The sequence below is a fragment of the Rhizobium sp. CF080 genome (genome assembly GCF_000282095.2).
Classification (GTDB): domain Bacteria; phylum Pseudomonadota; class Alphaproteobacteria; order Rhizobiales; family Rhizobiaceae; genus Neorhizobium.
Window position 1 is genome coordinate 213,069 of the sequence record NZ_AKKC02000008.1, and the last position, 18,889, is coordinate 231,957.

The following is an 18,889-nucleotide window of genomic DNA, read 5'->3' on the forward strand; positions in this document are numbered from 1 at the left end:
AACCGGCGACGAAGCGGCGAAAGACGTGTGGTGCGCCCGCGCGGCCGACAGAACCGGAACACGGACAGGATCGCCCTCTCAAAATCCAGACCGGATCGGTGCCATCCCGGCTGCCGGTCGCTCGAAACCGGGCCGTCCATAGCGCGGCCAAGCATGGAGAGTTACATGTTGAAGACAATCACCACAACCGCCGCCGTCCTCGTGTTCGGCAGCACCGCCGCTCTGGCGCATGTCACCCTGGAGGCAAGAGAAGCTCCCGTAGATTCGACCTATAAGGCGGTGCTGCGCGTGCCGCATGGTTGCGAGGGCAAACCCACGAACACCGTGCGCGTCCAGATTCCGGAAGGCTTCTACGGCGTCAAGCCGCAGCCGAAGGCCGGCTGGACGCTCGACAAGGTCAAGGGCGCCTATGCCAAGCCCTATGACAATCACGGCTCTCCCGTCACAGAAGGGGTCAAGGAAGTGGTCTGGAGCGGCGGCAATCTCGGCGACGACGAATATGACGAGTTCGTCCTGCGGGGCACGATCGCGGCCGACCTGAAAGCTGGCGACATGCTCTATTTCCCGGTGATCCAGGAATGCCCGGAAGGCCTCAAGGAACGCTGGATCGAAGTGCCGACCGCGGGTCAGAAGGCTTCCGACCTCGAACTCCCGGCCCCCGGCGTCAAGCTTCTTCAGAAGGTTGGCAACTAAACGATCCATCCACTCGGGAGCATGAAGGCTGATGGCGCCGTTCTGCCGCAAGGCAATTTCACTGACTGGCACTCTGCAGCGGTTCGCGTCTGCGATCCTGCTGTGGTCGGTCATGACGGCGGCGGCATCCGCCCATGCGTCCCTCAACACGACCGAGCCGCGCGACGGCTCGGTCGTGTCCGTGGCCCCGCGCGTGATCGCTCTCACCTTCAGCGAGCCTGTTTCGCCGACCAGTCTCCGGTTCACGCGGCCGGATGGCAGTACCGTTGTTCTCAAGAACGTCGTCCTGAAGGACAGGACGGTCGAGATCACGCCGCCCGGCGATCTTTCGGACGGCAGCTATCTTCTCTCCTGGCGGGTCGTTTCGGAAGATGGGCACCCGATCGGCGGCACGGTCGTCTTCTCGATCGGACAGCCAAACGCCAACCCTCGGGGCGCTGCTGCCGATATCGACTGGCCGGTCCGCGCCGGCCTCTGGATCGGCAAGGTCGCGCTTTATGTCGGACTCTTCCTGGGCGTCGGCGGGGTGTTTGCCATCCACTGGTTCGCGGACGGATCCGGAAAGGCGCTGAGGCAGATTGTGGTTACCCTTGGCGCCGGCTTTGTGGGTGCGCTGCTTTCGGCCGGCTTCCAGGGTCTCGACACGGTGGGCGAGCCAATTTCGCGGCTCTTCGCGCCAGCTGTCTGGCGGGCGGGAATGACCACCAGTTTCGGACCGACGGTCATCTTTGCGATTGCGGCGCTGGCGCTTGCAGGGCTCGCTCTGGCCAGCGGCCGGGGCAGGGACGCCCGCTGGATATCGATATCGGCCCTCATCACGGCGGCATTTGCCCTCTGCCTCAGCGGTCATGCGAGTGCGGCAGACCCGCAATGGCTGATGCGTCCAGCCGTTTTCCTGCATGTCGCGGCCCTAGCGATCTGGGCGGGCGCGCTGCTGCCGCTCTTGGCCGAGTTCAGAAAGGGCGGGGAAGCGGCCGGTGCGGCGCTGCATCGCTTCTCGGTCTTCATACCATGGGCCGTCCTGGTTCTTGCCTTGGCCGGCAGTGTGCTCGCCGTCGTTCAGGTCCGCACTCCGGCTGGGCTGGTGACGACGGCGTATGGTATCGTATTCCTCATCAAGCTCGGGCTGCTCGTCCTGTTGTTTGCCCTGGCTGCCGTCAACCGATGGAAATTCACGTCCGGTTCGGAAAAGGGGGAGCCGGCTGCGATCCGTCTGCTCGTTCGTTCGATCACTGCGGAAACCGTCATTCTGCTCCTCGTTTTCGCAGTGGCCGCGACGTGGCGGTTCACGCCGCCCCCACGCACCTTGCTCGCCGAAGTCGAAAGGATTGCCGTGGTTCACCTGCAGACCAGCAAGGCCGTGGCTGACGTCACGATCACGCCGGACAGGGTCGGGGAACTGGCGATATCAGCAGTCATCGCCAAGGGTGACCGGTCTCCGCTCGATCCTCAGGAAGTGACGGTTGTGCTGTCGAACCCCGGGGCGGAGATCGAAGCCATAAGGCGGAAAGCCGAGAAAGGAAAGGACGGCTGGACCGTGCCCGATATCGTGCTTCCCATTCCCGGGCGGTGGCGACTTCGCCTCGACGTGATCATCAGCGATTTTGAGATCACTCGGATGGAGGGGGAAATCGAGATCGCGCCTTGACACCATGCCGGCTGACGCGCCACGCCTGCGCTGGTACAGCGGCTTGGCCGATCCCTGCCGCTTTCTTGATTTAGCAGCGGCGCATCGGAGGAAATTTGCGTCGGGACAAATATTTTGCAGAAACGGGCCGCTGTCGTTGATTTTGCACAAAGAGAGGCGGCCGCCGGGCCGCTAATGCTTTCCGAAGAAAACCGGAAAGGAGCCCGACATGTCCGCGGCGATAATCGAGAAATATGGCGACGCGCGGCTGCCGCGCTACACAAGCTATCCGACGGCTCCGAACTTCAGCTCGGATTTCGACGCCCTCGACTATCCGGCCTGGCTCAAGCGGCTGCCCGAAGGACAAGCCACCTCGCTCTATATTCACATCCCCTTCTGTCGGGCGATGTGCTGGTATTGCGGCTGTCACACGACGATCACCGAGCGCGACAGGCCCATTCTCGACTATATCGAGACCTTGCACCGGGAGATCGAACTTCTGGCATCCGCCAGAAACGACGGCTTCAGCTTCGGGGAAATCCACTTCGGCGGCGGCACGCCGACGATCATCAAGCCGGACGAATTCATCGCGCTGATGGATGCGTTTCGCAACCGTCTCGGTTTTGCGGGCGCCGTCAATGCGGCGGTCGAAATCGATCCGCGAACCTTGACCGGGGAGATGGCGATGGCGCTCGGAGAGTCGGGCGTTACCCGTGCAAGCCTTGGCGTCCAGAGTTTCGACCCGACGGTCCAGAAGGCGATCAACCGCGTCCAGAGCGTCGAGACGACCATGGATGCGGTGGAACATCTTCGCCAGAACGACATCAACGCGATCAACTTCGATCTGATCTACGGACTGCCGTTTCAGACGGTGGAATCCTGTGTCGAGACGGTCGAGGCGGCCGTCAGCATGCGGCCGGATCGTCTCGCCGTCTTCGGCTATGCGCATATCCCGAGTTTCAAGAAGCATCAGCGCCTCATCGACGAGGCGGCACTTCCCGACGCGCGGGAGCGCGCGCTTCAGGCATCCGCGATATCAGACACCCTGGTGGCGGCCGGTTATGTCAAAATCGGCCTCGATCATTTCGCCCTGCCCGCCGACGACCTCTCGCTTGCGCAGGCCGAAGGACGGCTGCACCGGAATTTCCAAGGCTATACGACGGATGCCTGCGAGGCGCTCATCGGGCTCGGCGCGTCCTCTATCGGCCGGCTGCCGCAGGGATATATCCAGAACGAGGTTCCCCCCGGCCTCTATGCGACCCAGGTGTCGAAAGGCGAACTGCCGGTCGCCAAGGGCTATCGTCTTACCCCGGAGGACCGTCTGCGCGGCGACGTGATTGAAAGGCTGATGTGCGACTTTGCGGTAGACATCACCACGCTTGCGGCGGCGCACGGCTTCGATGCCGATCTTCTGCTGCGGGGCAATGATCGGCTCGATGAGCTTGAACGAGACGGGCTGATCGAACGCCAGGGCGGGTATATCCGGGTTTCGGAGGATCACCGGTTCATTGTCAGAGCCGCAGCTTCCGCGTTTGACGCCTATCTGAACAAGAGCGGCAGGTCCTTCAGCAAGGCGGCATAGGGGCATTCAGCTCGTTCGATCGCCGCATGGGCGGTATCGGCGTCACGATCCGCTCAATCGACCTCTCCCACGAACGAAGGTCACGGCTTCGTTTTGAACCTCGCCTTCGTTGTTCAGGACGGCACGCCAGAGGCGGTTTCCGAGACGAACGCTCAGGCGGGACGTGCCGATGTCCTCGGCTTCGCCACGCTCCACCGTGCTCGTCACGAGACCCTGGCGGATTCTCTGCCGAAACTCGTCGCGAGACAGCCCGAACCTACCGGCGATCTCGCCGGACTCCAGGATAAAGTCGCCGTTCGGGTCGCGTTCGATATGCATCGCTCTTCCTCAGGCCGGTGATGTTGAGGCGAGGTTCGCTGTTCAACGCTTTTTATGTTCTACGACACTGATTGAAGTTGTGGAACGGTCTGGTCGACAACGATTTCGTCGCAAGTGTGCCGGTCGCCATGGCGAGCCAGCCTTACTCAGAGCCTGTGCCCCGTTGTTTTGTCGAAGAGGTGAACCTGTTTCGCGTCGATCGAAATGCCGACGGTGTCGCCGAACCGGATATCGATGCGCTCGCGGAAAAGGCAGGAGAGCTGCTCGCTGCCGCAATCGAGCTTGGCAAAGATTTCCGAGCCGGTGCCTTCGACGATGGTCGCGCGGCCCTGGATGCCCTGGTCGCTGGCGCGGATGTGCTCCGGCCTGATGCCGTAGACGAGCGGGCGGCCGCCCGCCTTGGCCGGCGACACTTCCGCCGGAAGCGGCAGGATCAGCCCCTTTTCGGTGCGGAAAACGCCTTCCTCGATCTTGCCATCCAGGAAATTCATGGCCGGCGATCCGATGAAGCCCGCGACGAAGAGGTTGGCCGGCCGGTCGTAGAGTTCCAGGGGAGCGCCGACCTGCTCGATATTGCCGTCATGCAGGACGACGATCTTGTCGGCCATGGTCATGGCCTCGATCTGGTCATGCGTCACGTAGATTGTCGTCGTGCCGATGCGCTGGTGCATGGCCTTGATCTCGCCGCGCATCACCACGCGCAGCTTGGCGTCGAGGTTCGAGAGGGGTTCGTCGAAGAGAAACACCTGCGGATTGCGGACGATCGCCCGGCCCATGGCGACGCGCTGCCGCTGGCCGCCGGAAAGCTGGCGGGGGTAGCGGTCGAGCAGGTTTTCCAGGCCGAGGATCGCGGCCGCCTTCTTCACCCGCTCCGCGGTATCGGCGGGGTTCGCCCGCTTCAGCTTCAGCGCGAAGCCCATGTTGTCCTCCACCGTCATATGCGGATAGAGCGCGTAGTTCTGGAACACCATGGCAATGTCGCGGTCGCGGGCCGGCAGGTTGCTGACTTCGCGTGCGCCGATGCGGATCTCGCCGCCGCTGACCTCTTCGAGCCCGGCGACCATGCGCAGCAGGGTGGACTTGCCGCAGCCCGAAGGGCCGACGAGAACGACGAATTCGCCGTCGGCAATATCGACGCTCAGGTCCTGGATGACGTTGACCGCGCCGAAGCGCTTCTGGATGTTCTGGAGAGTGACGGTTGCCATGAAGTTCGATCCTGTTTGTGAGCCTGCTCAGCCGCCCTTGACCGCGCCGGCCGTCAGGCCTGCGACGATCTGCTTCTGGGCGAACAGGGTGAGTACCAGCACGGGGAGGGTGACGATCAGCGCAGCCGCGGCGAGCGGCCCCCAGCTGACCTGTTCGAAGGAAAGCATGTTGTAGACGGCGACCGGCAGCGTTCGCGTGGTGCGGCTGGCGAGCACGATGCCGAAGACGAAGTTGTTCCAGGAGAAGATCAGCGCCAGGATGAAGGCGACCACGATGCCGGGCTTGGCGATCGGCAGCGCCACGAGGCGAAACACCTGCCAGGGCGTTGCACCGTCGATGCTCGCGGCCTCCTCGAGCTCCATCGGCGTCGTCTCGAAATAACCGATCATGATCCACACGACGATCGGCACGGTGACGACGAGATGAATGATGATCTGCGGCCAGAGCGTGCCGAGCAGGTTCAGCCACTGGAACAGCAGGAAGAGCGGAATGAGGAAGGAAAGGCCCGGCGTCATGCGGGCGATCATGATGACGATCGCTGCCTTCTCCGCCTTCAACCGTGCGATGCCGTAGCCCGCCGGAACACCGATGATGAGCGCCAGCAGCGTTGCGGCCCCCGTCACCAGAACGGAGTTCCAGAAGTACAGGAAGAAATTGTTTTCGCGGAACACCTGCACATAGTTCGACCAGGCGAAATTTTCCGGGATCAGGATCGGCGGATAGGCGCCGTTGTCGATCTCGTATTTGAGCGACAGCGAGATCATCCAGAGGAAGAACAGCACGACCGGCGACACCATGACGAGGGCCGCGAACAGCAGGCCGATGCGATCGAGCGTCTTACGTTTGATGAGGGGGCGTTTGACGAGGGGGCGTTCCATCAGCGCGTCTCCATGTCCGACCAGTTCGTCCGTGCGCGGACCATCATCAGCACGAGGGAGAGTGCGACGATGATGACGAAGAAGACGACCGCCATCGCCGAGCCGTAGCCGATATCGTAGTAGGAGAAGGCGGTGTTGTAGAGGTAGATGTTGATCGTCTCGGACGCCGTGCCGGGCCCGCCTTGCGTCATCGCGTAGATGATGTCGAAGCTCTTGATCGCGTCGATCGCGCGGATGATGACGCCGATCATCAGGAAAGGCGCGATCATCGGAAGCGTCAGGTAGCGGAATTTCTGCCAGGCGTTGGCGCCGTCGATCTCTGCGCTTTCATAGGGTTCGCGGGGAAGCGAGGCGAGGCCGCCGAGCACGATCAGCATGATCAGCGGCGTCCATTGCCAGGTTTCGACGAGGACCAGCGAGGGGATGACGCTGTAACGGTTATAGATCCATTCCTGCGGGCCGATGCCGACCAGCGACAGGAGATAGTTGAGCACGCCGAGCTGCGGATGGAACATCATGGTCCAGACGAGTGCGATGGCGACCGGGGTCGCCATCATCGGCATGACGAAGACGCCGCGCAGGAAGCCCCTGAGTGGAAATTGAGCATCGAAGATAAGTGCTGCGAGCGTGCCGAGAAACAGGGGTGCGGCGACCGCCAACACCGTGAAGATCAGCGTGTGCCAGAGCGATTCCCAGAAGCGGAAATCGGTCGCCAGCCGGATGTAATTGTCCAACCCGGCAAAGGTCTGCTCCTGTCCCAGTGTCCAGCTGTTCACGCTCATCCAGAGGGTGAACACCCACGGGAAGACGATGACCGCGCCGATGACGATCAGGGCGGGAACAACGAAAGGCCAATAATTGGGAGCAAGCCGGCTCGGCTTGCTCCTCTTGTTATCGGTTTCCGTCCGTGCTGTTTCGATGCTCACGGAGGCCATTATCCCTCGCTCTTGGCAAGCACCGGTTCGAACTGTGCCGTTGCCGTCTTGAGTTCCGTCGCCGGGTCGGCACCGCCGATCATGTTGGTCAGGCCGACGCCGTAGATGTCGCGGAATTCCGTGACCGGGATGATGACCGGCAGCGCGAGCTGCGACACCTTGCCGGAAGCGGCAACGGCATCAACCCATGCGCTCGGCATGGTGACACCCTTGCGGACTTCCGCATCGGCGAGGATCGACTGGCGGAAGGGAACGCCGGCACCGGCCTGCAGCAGACGTGCGCCCATCTCCTTCGAGATGACCCACTGGCAGAACAGATAGGCGGCTTCCTTCTTCTGGCTGCCGGCAGTGACGCCAATGCCGTCGCCGGTGGTGGCGGCAGCCTGCGCCTTCGGTCCCTTCGGCATGACGCCGTAACCGACCTTGCCGACGACACGGGATTTCTGCGGATCTTCGAGCGGAGGAGCAAAGCCGACCCCATCCAGCCACATGCCGACCTTGCCCTGCAGGAAAGCCGACTGGGATTCCGCCCAGTTGAAGCCGGAAATGCCGGCCGGGGCCGACTTGGTCATCAGGCGCTGGTAAAGCTTGGCGGCTTCGACGGCCTCGTCGGAGGTCGTGCGCAGCTTGCCATCCGGACCGAGGGGCGTCGCGCCGTAGCCGAGCATGAGCGTCGTCCAGACCGGAACGTTGGCGTTCTTCAGGCCGCGGGCAACGAAACCATAGGTATTGGAGCTCTTGTCGGTCAGCGCCTCGGCTGCCGCCGCCATTTCGTCGAAGGTCTTCGGGTAGGCGAGGCCCTTCTTCTCGAAGAGCTCCTTGTTCCAGTAGACGATCCAGTAGTCGACCGAGAAGGGCAGGGAGCGCAGCTTGCCGTCCTTGTCCTTTGCAAAGGTGAGGCCGGCTTCGGCGAAATCACTTTCCGTCAAAGACGGGTCGGTGAGCGACGGATCCTTCAGGAAGCCGCTGATATCGGCAAGCCAGCCGCCCTTTTCGAATTGGCGCTTCTGGACATGGTAGCTCAGGTGGATGACGTCGAAGCTCGGCTTGCCGGACGAGAGCTCGATCGTCGCCTTCTGGCGCTGCTGTTGTTCCGGGGTCGCTTCGGCATTGACCTTGATACCGGTCAGGGCCTCGAACTCGGCCAGGTACTTGATGATGGTGTCGCCGCGCGGGCTTTTGACGAGGTTCACTTCCAGCGTGGTGCCGGCGAAGCGCTTCCAGTCGACGGCGGCCGAGGCCGGGCGCGAACCGACCAGTCCGGCGGCGCCGAGCGCTGCCGAACCGGCCAGGAAGCTGCGGCGGGTGGGATTCCAGAACGAAGATGACATGCTATTCCCTCCTCCTAATGCGCCGGATACCCTTGTCTCCGGCTGCTTTTTCTAAAGTCTGATCGCGCGATCCCTCGCGTGATTGATATGGGCGACGAGTGCCGCGACCGCTTCCTCTACGGAGCGCCGCTCGATCGCTTCGAGCACTTTCAGATGCTCGTTCATGACGGGGCCGACCCGGCCGTCGATGCGGAACCGCTCCTGCCTGATCAGCCGCATCTTGATGGAATTCACCCGGTAGACGTTCGAAATGATCGTGTTGCCGAGCGCATCGATGAAGGCGTCATGCATGCCCCAGTCGACCGCCTGCGCATGGAGCTCCAGCTCGCGGCTGTCATTGCCGCCCTGGATCGCCTGGGCGATCTCGCGATGCTCCTTCAAAAGCCTGGCGACCGCCTGGTCGGAGGCCGAGCGGGTGAACAGTGCAACGGCTTCCTTTTCCAGGAAGACGCGAAGCTGGAAGGCCTCACGGATGAGGTTGAGGTCGATATGGGCGATCTGCAGGCCGCGTTGCGGTACGGTCTTAATCAGCCCCTCGGCCTCGAGCCTCGGCACGAGTTCACGGATGGCGCCCAGCGTCAGGCCCGTCAATTCCACCAGCCGGCGCTGCGAGACGAACTGGCCCGGGCGAACGTCACGCGCCAGAAGGTGGCGCGTGAAGCTCTCGTAAGCCTTCTCCCTCAGCGTGGACGGCTCCTCGACCGGACTTTCCGTGGGGCGCGCCTGATCCATGATCTTCAGGCCGCCTTCGAACGGAACAGGGTGTCGAAGGCCGAGGCCAACAGGCGCTGCCCCTCGTCGTTGATCGAAAGAAGCGGCGGACGCACCGTCAGCCACGACGGGTCGCTCGAAAGATGGGCGATCATCGCCTTGACGGCCGGCGTCACAGGATATTTCAGCAATTCGAGGACGAGATCGACAATCCGCTGGTCGTCCTCGCCATCGACGGCCATGCGGCGGACTTCGCGCGGGGCGAAATTGGCAACACCGGAGATCGCGCCCTGTCCGCCGAGGCGTACGCCTTGAGCCAGATGCCGCTCGTCGCCGATCAGGATGATGAGGTCGCCATGTTCCTTGAGCAGCTTTTCGGTGAAGGCCCATTCGCCGCCGGAATCCTTCACCCCGGTGACAATGCCGGGAAATGCCTGGCGGAGCCGGCCAATCAGCGCGTGGCTGAGCGGCACCATCGTCACCGACGGGATGTGGTAGACGATGATGTCGCGGGCCTGGTCGCCCAGAAGCGCGAATACGGTGGAGAACCAGCCGAACAGGCCTTCGTCGCTGACATTCTTGAAATAGGAAGGCGGGGCGAGCAGAATGTTGCGCGCACCCTTGGACAAGGCATATGCGGCCTGTTCGGCGGCATCCTCTGCCGCATCGACGAGAACGCCTGCAACGATCTGATGCGGCGCAATGCCGCCCGAAATCATGGCGGACAGAACCGCCTCCCGTTCGCGATTGCCGATCGAGCAGCCTTCGCCGGTGGTGCCGAAAATCGTGGCGCTGGCACAGCCGGCATCGAGGCTGCGGCGAGCCTGTGCAACCATCGCGTCAAGCGCAATCCGGCCGTCTTTGTCAAAAGGAGTCGCGAGTGCGACAGAGAGCCCGAAACTCATATTGGATTATCTATCCTCCCAGTGTTGGAATATACATTGGCATACTGACATGTCAGAGATCAACTAGGTAATTTGAGGGATTTCGAGATATACGCTGAGCGGCCGGTCGCGAGTCCGGCCTTTCCCGTGCAATCAGGCGAGCTGGCCCTGGCTGAGGCCGCAGAAACTGATCTCGATCCCAAGCTCCGCCGCCAATGCAGCCTTGGCAAGGGCGGCGCGATCGGCTTCGCGCGGCGAGTCGGCATAGGCGACCTGAATGTGGTTGGCCTTGTGGCGGGCCATCATCTGGTCTCGGGTGACGCCGGTCAGCACGCCATGCATCATCGGCCACTGTTCGTTGGTGGATTTCCAGCGGCGTTCGGTCTCCTCCCTCGGAAGCGAGATCGCCCGGCCGCGACCGATATCCATCTTCAGTCTGTTATCCTCGACGAAGACGCGCGACCAGACGATCTCGCCAGGGCGGGCGATGCCGCGCAGCGTGCCGCCGCCGGCCGGGAAGAACATCGCCGGCTGGCGCAGGCTGTCGGAACCTTTCCAGCCGCCTTCGTTATGCGAGGGGGGAACTGCACCGGAGATCTCGAACACCCAGACGAAGTCGTCGACGGAGCCCGAGGCGTCCCGGTCGCCCCAGCGCAGGTCGTGCAAGGTGTTCTCGACCGGCTGGCCGAGCGCCCGGTGCAACCGGTTGGTCATCAGTCCGTCGAGGCCGGCGCATTCGTCCACCTCGTTGAAGTGGACGATCGCCTGGCCCTTGCGGATCACCTGGCCCCGCTTGTTCCTGACGTCCGGCCGTCCGTCGTCGTTGAGAATGCCCTCCACCAGGTCGGAGGCGGGGAGAAGATCCTTCAGCCCCTGCTGGTACTGGATGCCGATCGCCTCGCAGCCGAATTCCTCGGCGATGCGAACGGCTGCGATATACATGCGGCACTGGTCGATCACCTGCGCCTCGGTAAGCTCGGTCTTCGGATCCGAGCCGAGGTGGAAGGTCATGCCCCTGGCGAGGAGGTCCTGATAGATGGCCCTGCCTTCTTCGACCGGCACCTGGGTGGTGGCGTAATAGAGGCTCGACTGCGACAGGCGCTCCTTGAAGATGCCGAGCGGCATCAGCAGTTCGTCCGGAATGATGGCATTGTACATGCCCATGCAGCCCTCATCGAAAATGCCGAGGATGACCTTGTTGCGGCGGAAGTCTTCGGCGATCTCTCTCGCCAGTGCCTTGAGGTCGGCGGGCAGTGCCGCGGCATCGAGCGGCGTCACGTGGGACGCGTCGTGCCTGATCGTTCCCGTCCCTAGCCATTCCCTCAACCCGTCGAGGAAGAAAGTGTCGTCGAAAGCCTCGCTCCAGAGGGTGGAATAGGGGACGCCGGCCTTGGTCAGCGAACCGTTGAGGTTCAACATGCCGACCAGGCCCGGCCACTGGCCGGACCAGTTGGCGACGGTCAGGATCGGGCCCTTGTGGGAGGTGAGGCCGGCGAGCACATGGTGGGAATATTGCCAGACGGATTCGGCAACGATCACCGGCACATGCGGGTCGATCGTCGCAAACGCATCCATGCCTTCGCGCTGGGACGAGAGGAAACCATGCTTCTCCTCCGGCTTGTAGGGATGGGCGCGCTTGACGACATAGCCCATGCCGGCCAGCACGTCTGACAGGGTCTTCTCCATTGCCTCCTGGGTCGCCCAGCATTGCTGGTTAGCGCTGAGCCTCAGGTCGCCGCTGGCAAAGAGTGCAATTTCCTTCGTCATATCCTCATCCCTCATTCGGTGACGAACCGGCTGGTCGTCGTTATTCGGCCATCAGCGCCGCATAGGCGGCGAAGTCCTCCTGCATGCGGCGGAAAACCCGGTATTTGCGGTCATGGTAGGCGGCGATTTCCCCACCGCGCGGCCTGATCGCCGTGCCCGCGCCGCTCATCGCGGCCATGGCTTGCGGCAGGTTGGCATAATGACCCGCGGCCACTGCGCCGAGCATGGCGCTGCCGACGAGCACCGGTTCCTTCTGGTCGGGCACGACGATCAGGCAGCCGCTGGCGTCGGCATGTTCGCGCAGGAACAGCCTGTTCTGGGCAAGCCCACCGCTGACCACGAGGGTCTCGACCGTCACGCCGTTCGCACGCATCTCCTCGATGATGTGGCGGGTGCCGTAGGCAAGGGCTTGAAGCGTTGCGAGATAATCGAGCGCCAGGTCGTCGATGCCGCGGTCCAGCGAGAGCCCGACGATAGCGCCCTTGCGGTGCGGATCGGCGAGCGGCGACCGGTTGCCGTGGAAATCCGGCTGCACGTGCCGGCCCGTCGTCAGGATCGCGGTCTCCCCTTCGCCACCGTCCGCCGCCATGGCTTCCAGACGGCGGTCGAGCAGTTCGAAGAGGCTGATACCCTGTTCGGAGGCGCTCTTTCTTGTCTTGGCTGCGGCGCCATGGCCGTCGATCACCCTGTCGATCAAGGCGCCAGCGGCTGACTGCCCCGCCTCGTTTGCCCACAGGCCGGAGAGCAGCACGGAATAATAGGGACCCCAGACGCCCGGCACGAAGGGCGGTTCCGGGCTGACGGTGATATGGCAGGACGAGGTGCCGGCGATCAGCGCCAGCCGGCTGTCGAGAGGCCCATGCTCCATCCCGACGCCGAGCGTACCAAGGGCGCCGGAATAGGCGTCGATCAGGCTCGCCGCCACCGCCACGCCTTCCGGCAGTCCGAGTTCCACCGCTGCCATGCCCGACAGCACGCCGACCTTGTCGCCCGGCGCGGCAAAGTGCTGGCCGATGGCGGCAAAGCCGTCCTTTGCCAGGTCGCCGAGGCCGATGGTCTCCAGGAAGCCCGGCCCCCAGCCTTCGCCGTTCATGCCTTCCTGCCCGAGATAGGTCCATTTGCAGACCGTGCTGCAGAGCGAGCGGGTAGCCGAGCCGGTGGCGCGAAACACCAGCCAGTCGGGCAGGTCGAAGAAGGCGGCTGCCCGCTTCCAGCTTGCCGGTATTTCCCGCTTCAGCCAGCGAAGTTTGGGGATCTCCATCTCCGGCGAGATGACGCCGCCGACATAGTCGAGCACCCGGCCGCCGAAGCCGTTGATCGCTTCCGCATCGCCGATCGCCCGGTGGTCCATCCAGACGATGACGTTCCAGTCGTCTTCACCGGTCGGACTGACCGTCACCGGTCCGCCACCCGCATCCACCACGACCAGTGAGCAGGTGGCGTCGAAGCCGATGCCGGCGACCTTGCCGACATCGATCGCTGCTTCGGCGCAGGCGCGGCGCACGCAATCGCACACCGCTTCCCATATGTCCCGCGACGACTGTTCGACGAAATCCTCCGCGGGCTTTAATGTCGCGATCGGCCGCGATGCCGAGCCCAGCAGTTGGCCGGCCGCATCGAATACGCCTCCCCGCGCACTCCCCGTGCCGACATCGACGCCCACGAAATACGTCATCACCAAATCCTCCGGAGGTCGCGTCAGCTCAGGTCGAGGACGAACCGTTGTCCGCCCATGTTCACTTCGATCCTGCCCGGCTCCCCGACCGGGATCAGTCCGCACAATGTCCCCGTCGTCATCACCTGTCCGGCCTTGAGCATGGAGAAGGAGGAGAGCTGGTTCTGGTTCGCCAGCACGACCATGGTCTTCAGCGGATCACCGTCGGAATGCGCCGCCGGCTTGTCGAAACCGATCTGTCCGTTGATGATAACCGACAATTGACCGATCGAGGCGCCTTCATCCAGCAGGCTCCGATCCAGCGACGGGCCGAGGACATAGCCGATATTGCTCATCATGTCGGCGGCGGCGAGGGCCGGATCGCCCCGGGAGCCGCCTTGGTAACGGCTGCGGAGAAGCTCAACGCCGATCCTCACCGAGCCGATGGCGTCGACGATATCCCGGCGGGTCACGTCGCCGTCGCGGGCCACGACATCCTTGCCGAGCACGAAGGCGAGTTCCACTTCCAGCGAAATGCCCGGCTGGTGGGCATGGCCTGTTTCTTCATCGACGAACAGAAGCGGTGCGCTCTGGCAGAAATCGCCCTTCAGGGTGAGCTTCGCGCCCTTGAACGGCTGGCCGAGCGCGTGAAACACATCGGTCTGCACCGTATAGGCATCCGCCAGCGGCAGCCCCAGAAACGGTTCTGGATCAAGCACGGTCCTGGACTGGATGGCATTGCGAATCGCATTCGCGAGACGGGTGGGGCGGGTGTCGGTCGACGTATCAGGCATAGGCTCAGTTTCCTTGGTTTGCGATGGAAGCCGCAGGGCGTTCACAATCAATACCAATAGCCGAATTCTCAGGCATCCCAATAAGATCAATGGACTTGGCACGCTTCAAACTATGCCGGCCGCGGTCGGGCATTCCGTCCTCCATCCTCACTCCCGACGCAACATGCCGCAGCGAAGGACTGATGTAAATAGACATTTGACGACTGATAGATATACTGATTATATCAGTTCTATAACGAGGAACTGATTATGTCGAATGTCGCCCTGAAAGGCATTGTTGCCGCCTCCGTCACGCCGGTGACGGCCGACTTCCGTATCGATACCGTCCGGCTGAAGGCGCATATCGATCATCTCCTGGCAAACGGCTGCAGCTTCATTTCGACGTTCGGCACGACGGGCGAAGGCGCCTCCTTTTCGACCGCCCAGAAGCTCGAAGCTCTCAAAGCCCTCAAGGCGGGCGGGATGGATATGGGCTGTCAGCTGCCGGCGATCATGACCGCCAGCTTCGAGGATGCGGTCACGTCGCTGATCGCCTATGGAGACCTTGGCTGTCGCGCGGCCCTCGTCCTGCCGCCCTTCTACTACGGTGCGAGCGAGGATGGCGTCGCTGCTTTCTTCGATGCGCTGATCGAGCGGACCAAGGCGCATACGGTAATCGATCTCGTACTCTACAACATCCCGCAGCTCAGCCGGGTCCGCTTCACGCAGCCGCTGATCGCCGCTCTGATACGCAAGCATGGTAGCCGCATCGCCGGGATCAAGGATTCGACCGGCGATCTCGACAATGGACTGATGCTGGTGAAGTCCTTCCCGGAGCTGGCCGTCTTCACGGGCGACGACCGGGTTCTGCCCAGGCTCGTCGAGGCTGGGGGCGCCGGGATGATCGGTGGCATGCCGAACCTCTTTGCCAGCGACCTGAAGGCGCTTTACGACAATCCAGACGATGCCGTTCTTCTGGAAAAGCAGTCGCGGCGCATCGAGGCAGTGGATGCTTACGGATCGCTCGTTGCCCTCAAGGCGGCTCTTGCCCATTATCGGAAAGACGAAAGTCTAGCATATGCGGTGCCCCCTCTGGTTGCTCTCAACCAGCGTGATCGTGTTATGCTCATTGAATTGTTTGAGCGGACGGGTTATCGCGCCGCTGCTTGACCCGCCCGGTGCATGCCGGCGATAGGAGACAGATGAGCGCACGTACTGCACCGCCCGGCACTGAACAGCCACAGCTCCGCTCGGTAAAACAGGTCGCCTACGACCGTTTTCGTGAAGCGCTGTTCGATGGCCGGCTGCGGCCGGGTCAGTTCGTGTCCCAGCGGGAGCTCGTTGCTCTGCTCGGTCTTTCGATCGGCGCTCTGCGCGAACTGCTGCCGCGCCTGCAATATGAAGGCCTCCTGGTCGTCATGCCGCAGCGGGGCATCCAGATCACCCAGATCGATCTCTCGATCATCCGCCAGGCTTTCCAGGTGCGCATGGCGCTGGAGCGCGAGGCGGTGCTGACCGCCGTGAGGCGCATGCCCGACGCCATCCTCGACGAGCAGGCCAGGCTTCACCAGTCGATCCTCGACGAGGTCCGCAATGCTCCCTCGCGGGATGTCTTCGAGCGCGGCCAGAAGGTCGACGACGGGTTTCACAACCTGCTCATCGAGGCGACCCAGAACGACCTGCTGATCCAGGCCTATGCGGTCAACGCGATCCGCATGCGGCTCATCAAGCTCGACAGGATCAGCCTTTCCGAGCAGGTCCTGCCGCCGGCCTTCGCCGATCATCTGGCGATCATCGACGCCATCAAATCCCGCGATGCGCATGCGGCAGGCGATGCCATCGACCGTCACATCATGCATGCCCGCGAACGGGCGATCGAACTCTAACGGTCCCCGGTTTTATATCTGACTGCCTGCCGCTTCGGCCGCGCCTGCTTAAGGAGGCGGGGTCCTCAGGCATGTTGCGCGCTTAATGTATGACTGATCATATAAGTTTGCAGAGAAGTTGTCGAACAACATGTTTACAGGTTCGATTTTTTGTTGCATGGTGAGGCTGTCAGGTATCTGACCAGTGGGAGAGGCAATCAGGGAGGACCGAGCTTTGGCGCGTCTGGAGCTATCCAACGTATCGAAAAGCTACGGGGCATTCGACGCCATCACGGACGTATCGCTTGCCATCGAGGACGGAGAATTCGCGGTTTTTGTCGGCCCGTCGGGCTGCGGCAAGTCCACGCTGCTGCGCCTGATCGCGGGGCTCGATCCGATCAGCGACGGCGCGATCAGAATAGGCAAGGATGACGTGACCCGCCGGCCGGCCGGCACGCGCAGCGTCGCCATGGTCTTCCAGTCCTACGCGCTCTATCCGCATATGACCGTTTACGACAACATTGCCTTTCCGCTGCAGATGGAGCGCCGTTCGAAGGGCGACATCCGGCAGCAGGTCGAGAAGGCTGCAAACACCGTACACCTCTCCACGCGGCTCAAGGACAAGCCGTCGAAGCTCTCCGGCGGCCAGCGGCAGCGCGTCGCGATCGCCCGGGCCATCGTCCGCAAGCCGAAAATCTTTCTGATGGACGAGCCGCTCTCCAATCTCGACGCGGCGTTGCGCATCGAGATGCGGACCGAACTTACCCAGCTCCACAAGGAGCTTGGCGCCACCATGGTTTATGTCACCCACGACCAGCTCGAGGCCATGACCATGGCCGACCGGATCGTGGTGCTGAACGGCGGACGGGTCGAGCAGGTCGGCAGGCCGATGGACCTCTATCACAAGCCGGTCAATCGTTTCGTCGCGAGCTTCATCGGCAGTCCGCCGATGAATATGCTGCGCGGCAAGGTGAAGGCGATCGAAAGCGAATACTATTCCTTCGAAGCCCCCGGCATCGGGACGATCGTCATCGACGGGCTGGCGGAGCGTCTCAAGGTCGGCGAGGAGGTCGTCCTCGGCATTCGTCCGGAATTCCTGGCGCCGCATCCGGCCGGCAGCGAGCCGCTGGTGAAGATCGGCGTCGTTCCGCGATCGGTCGAGAGGCTCGGCGCCCAGACGATCGTCCACAGTGCCATCGAAGCCCAGAATTTCACCTGCATCTTTGCCGGCGACCAGATCGTCGAGCCGGGCCGGGAGCTGAACGTCTATTGCGATGCGGCGAACATCCACGTCTTTGATGCCGCCGGGACTACAGTCAGTCGGAAATAATCGTCGTCGATAAATCGGGAGGAGTTTACGATGAAGAACGATGTCATGCATGCCATCAAGCCCACACGCCGCGCATTTCTGTCAGGCACCGCTGCCGGCCTCGCCAGTCTGCCGATCCTGATGTCAGCTTCCGGCCGGGCGCTCGCGGCCGACCAGCAACTGGTTTTCTGGTCTCAGCTCGCAGGCAGCAAGAAGGCCGCCGGCGAAGCGCTCGAAGCGGCTTTCAAGACCGCACGTCCGGAAGTCGCGCTGCAATCCAGCCTCTATGCCGAACCGTCGCAGCTCAATGAAAAGATGCTGACGGCGATCAACGGCAATACCGGCCCGGACCTGATCGTTCAGCATTGGGACTACAATCTCACCTATGCTTCCGGCAAGAAGCTTGTCGAACTCGGCAAGGCGCTGCCGAATGTGAAGACGGCAGATCTCGACCCGTCGCTGCTCGCCTACGGCCATATCGACGGCGGTCAGTATTCCATGCCGCTCTACGGCACCTCGCGCGGCCTTGGCATCAACCGCAAGCTCATCAGCGAAGCAGGCCTCAATCCTGACAAGGGACCGCAGAACTGGGCCGAACTTCGCGAATGGGCAAAGGCGGTTACGAAGCGCCCGGGCGGCGGCATGCTGCAGGTCTCCGGTATCCAGCTCTACCAGAACGATCTCGAGGCCTTCGAACTCTTCACGCTGCTGCTGCAGGGGGCGGGCGGTTCGCTGCTGACGGCGGATCTATCGGCGCCGGGCTTTGCCGGTCCGGAAGGCGTCAAGGCGCTGACCTTCCTGCGCGACCTCGTCGTCACGGACAAGATCACCGATCCGGGCTTCGGCGTCGGCCCGGGCGGCATGGCGAACCCGTTCAACCAGCAACGCGCCGCGATGCTGATCGCCGGCAACTATTCGACCAACAACGCGCTGAAGGCTGGCGTCGAATTCGACGTCGTTCCCTTCCCGAAGGAGAGCGGTGGGTTCACCTCGCTTGTCGATCCCTTCTGCTTCGCCGTCCGGGCAGGGGCGCCGAACCAGGAGGCGGCCCTCAAGCTCGTCGAATTTGCGATGTCGTCGGAGCAGCAGGTCGCCTTCGCGGTCGCCAGCAAGAACGTGCCGGCCTTGAAGTCCGCCCAGCAGAACAAGGACGTGCAGGCCGACCCCTATCTCTCCAAGTTCATCAAGACCGCGAGCTACGCCCCGCCGACGGCGCCGGCAACGCCCGTATTCCCCCGCATGATGACGCTCGTCGCGCGTGGCGTTCAGGAAGTCATCTTCCAGAAGAACACGCCCGACAAAGCGCTGAAGGCGGCCGCGGACGAAGTGCAGACATTGCTGAAAAAGGGCTGAGGA

The 18,889-nt window shown here is 62.8% G+C and carries 17 protein-coding genes; 7 read left to right on the top strand and 10 right to left on the bottom strand.

The features are described from left to right. Positions 1–165: 165 nt before the first annotated feature. From PMI07_RS18365 to hemN, 3 genes are all read left to right on the top strand, one after another. Positions 166–693 carry a YcnI family protein gene (locus PMI07_RS18365; protein ID WP_007772843.1) on the top strand — a complete coding sequence of 176 codons (528 nt, stop codon included), beginning with the start codon at positions 166–168 and terminating at the stop codon, positions 691–693. Positions 694–724: 31 nt separating this feature from the next. Then, positions 725–2,341 (top strand): copper resistance protein CopC, encoded by a 1,617-nt coding sequence (locus tag PMI07_RS18370; RefSeq protein WP_007772840.1) that lies wholly within the window; start codon positions 725–727, stop codon positions 2,339–2,341. 208 nt (positions 2,342–2,549) lie between these two features. Beyond that, the gene (gene hemN, locus PMI07_RS18375) at positions 2,550–3,902 is read left to right on the top strand and encodes an oxygen-independent coproporphyrinogen III oxidase (protein WP_007772838.1); all 1,353 of its coding nucleotides are present in this window, start codon (positions 2,550–2,552) and stop codon (positions 3,900–3,902) included. A gap of 42 nt (positions 3,903–3,944) precedes the next feature. Here hemN and PMI07_RS18380 read toward each other — a convergent pair whose 3' ends face one another. The 10 genes from PMI07_RS18380 to PMI07_RS18425 form a co-directional block, all read right to left on the bottom strand. Next, complete coding sequence (locus PMI07_RS18380; protein WP_007772836.1) at positions 3,945–4,220, bottom strand: DUF6522 family protein; 276 nt, start codon at positions 4,218–4,220, stop codon at positions 3,945–3,947. 146 nt (positions 4,221–4,366) lie between these two features. Then, the gene (ugpC, locus tag PMI07_RS18385; RefSeq protein ID WP_024163911.1) at positions 4,367–5,425 is read right to left on the bottom strand and encodes a sn-glycerol-3-phosphate ABC transporter ATP-binding protein UgpC; all 1,059 of its coding nucleotides are present in this window, start codon (positions 5,423–5,425) and stop codon (positions 4,367–4,369) included. A gap of 27 nt (positions 5,426–5,452) precedes the next feature. Then, complete coding sequence (locus PMI07_RS18390) at positions 5,453–6,274, bottom strand: carbohydrate ABC transporter permease (RefSeq protein WP_037087600.1); 822 nt, start codon at positions 6,272–6,274, stop codon at positions 5,453–5,455. A gap of 29 nt (positions 6,275–6,303) precedes the next feature. Continuing rightward, the gene (locus tag PMI07_RS18395; RefSeq protein ID WP_007759156.1) at positions 6,304–7,239 is read right to left on the bottom strand and encodes a sugar ABC transporter permease; all 936 of its coding nucleotides are present in this window, start codon (positions 7,237–7,239) and stop codon (positions 6,304–6,306) included. Beyond that, on the bottom strand, positions 7,239–8,570 hold the full coding sequence (locus PMI07_RS18400; protein ID WP_024163912.1) for a sugar ABC transporter substrate-binding protein: 1,332 nt from the start codon (positions 8,568–8,570) through the stop codon (positions 7,239–7,241). Before PMI07_RS18400 ends, PMI07_RS18395 begins: the two co-directional genes overlap by 1 nt. Positions 8,571–8,621: 51 nt before the next feature. Beyond that, a complete protein-coding gene (locus tag PMI07_RS18405) occupies positions 8,622–9,302 on the bottom strand; it encodes a GntR family transcriptional regulator (protein ID WP_007759166.1) in 681 nt (226 codons plus the stop codon). A 5-nt stretch (positions 9,303–9,307) separates the two neighbouring features. Beyond that, positions 9,308–10,186, bottom strand: coding sequence for a dihydrodipicolinate synthase family protein (locus PMI07_RS18410; RefSeq protein WP_007759164.1), 879 nt, complete (start codon positions 10,184–10,186; stop codon positions 9,308–9,310). A gap of 132 nt (positions 10,187–10,318) precedes the next feature. Beyond that, positions 10,319–11,932 carry a hypothetical protein gene (locus PMI07_RS18415; RefSeq protein ID WP_007759163.1) on the bottom strand — a complete coding sequence of 538 codons (1,614 nt, stop codon included), beginning with the start codon at positions 11,930–11,932 and terminating at the stop codon, positions 10,319–10,321. 40 nt (positions 11,933–11,972) lie between these two features. Continuing rightward, entirely contained in the window at positions 11,973–13,607 is a 1,635-nt protein-coding gene (locus tag PMI07_RS18420) for an FGGY-family carbohydrate kinase (RefSeq protein ID WP_007759162.1), read from the bottom strand. Positions 13,608–13,630: 23 nt separating this feature from the next. Next, positions 13,631–14,380: a fumarylacetoacetate (FAA) hydrolase gene (locus tag PMI07_RS18425; protein WP_024163913.1), complete on the bottom strand. Its 750-nt coding sequence runs from the start codon at positions 14,378–14,380 to the stop codon at positions 13,631–13,633. 249 nt (positions 14,381–14,629) lie between these two features. Here PMI07_RS18425 and PMI07_RS18430 point away from each other — a divergent pair, with 249 nt between their 5' ends. The 4 genes from PMI07_RS18430 (at position 14,630) to PMI07_RS18445 (ending at position 18,886) form a co-directional block, all read left to right on the top strand. After that, positions 14,630–15,529, top strand: a complete 900-nt coding sequence (locus PMI07_RS18430) for a dihydrodipicolinate synthase family protein (protein WP_007766598.1) — start codon at positions 14,630–14,632, stop codon at positions 15,527–15,529. Between the two features lie 32 nt (positions 15,530–15,561). Beyond that, the gene (locus PMI07_RS18435) at positions 15,562–16,245 is read left to right on the top strand and encodes a GntR family transcriptional regulator (protein ID WP_007766601.1); all 684 of its coding nucleotides are present in this window, start codon (positions 15,562–15,564) and stop codon (positions 16,243–16,245) included. Between the two features lie 214 nt (positions 16,246–16,459). Further along, positions 16,460–17,554, top strand: a complete 1,095-nt coding sequence (locus tag PMI07_RS18440) for an ABC transporter ATP-binding protein (protein WP_007766612.1) — start codon at positions 16,460–16,462, stop codon at positions 17,552–17,554. Between the two features lie 30 nt (positions 17,555–17,584). Continuing rightward, entirely contained in the window at positions 17,585–18,886 is a 1,302-nt protein-coding gene (locus PMI07_RS18445; protein WP_007766613.1) for an extracellular solute-binding protein, read from the top strand. Positions 18,887–18,889: the final 3 nt, after the last annotated feature.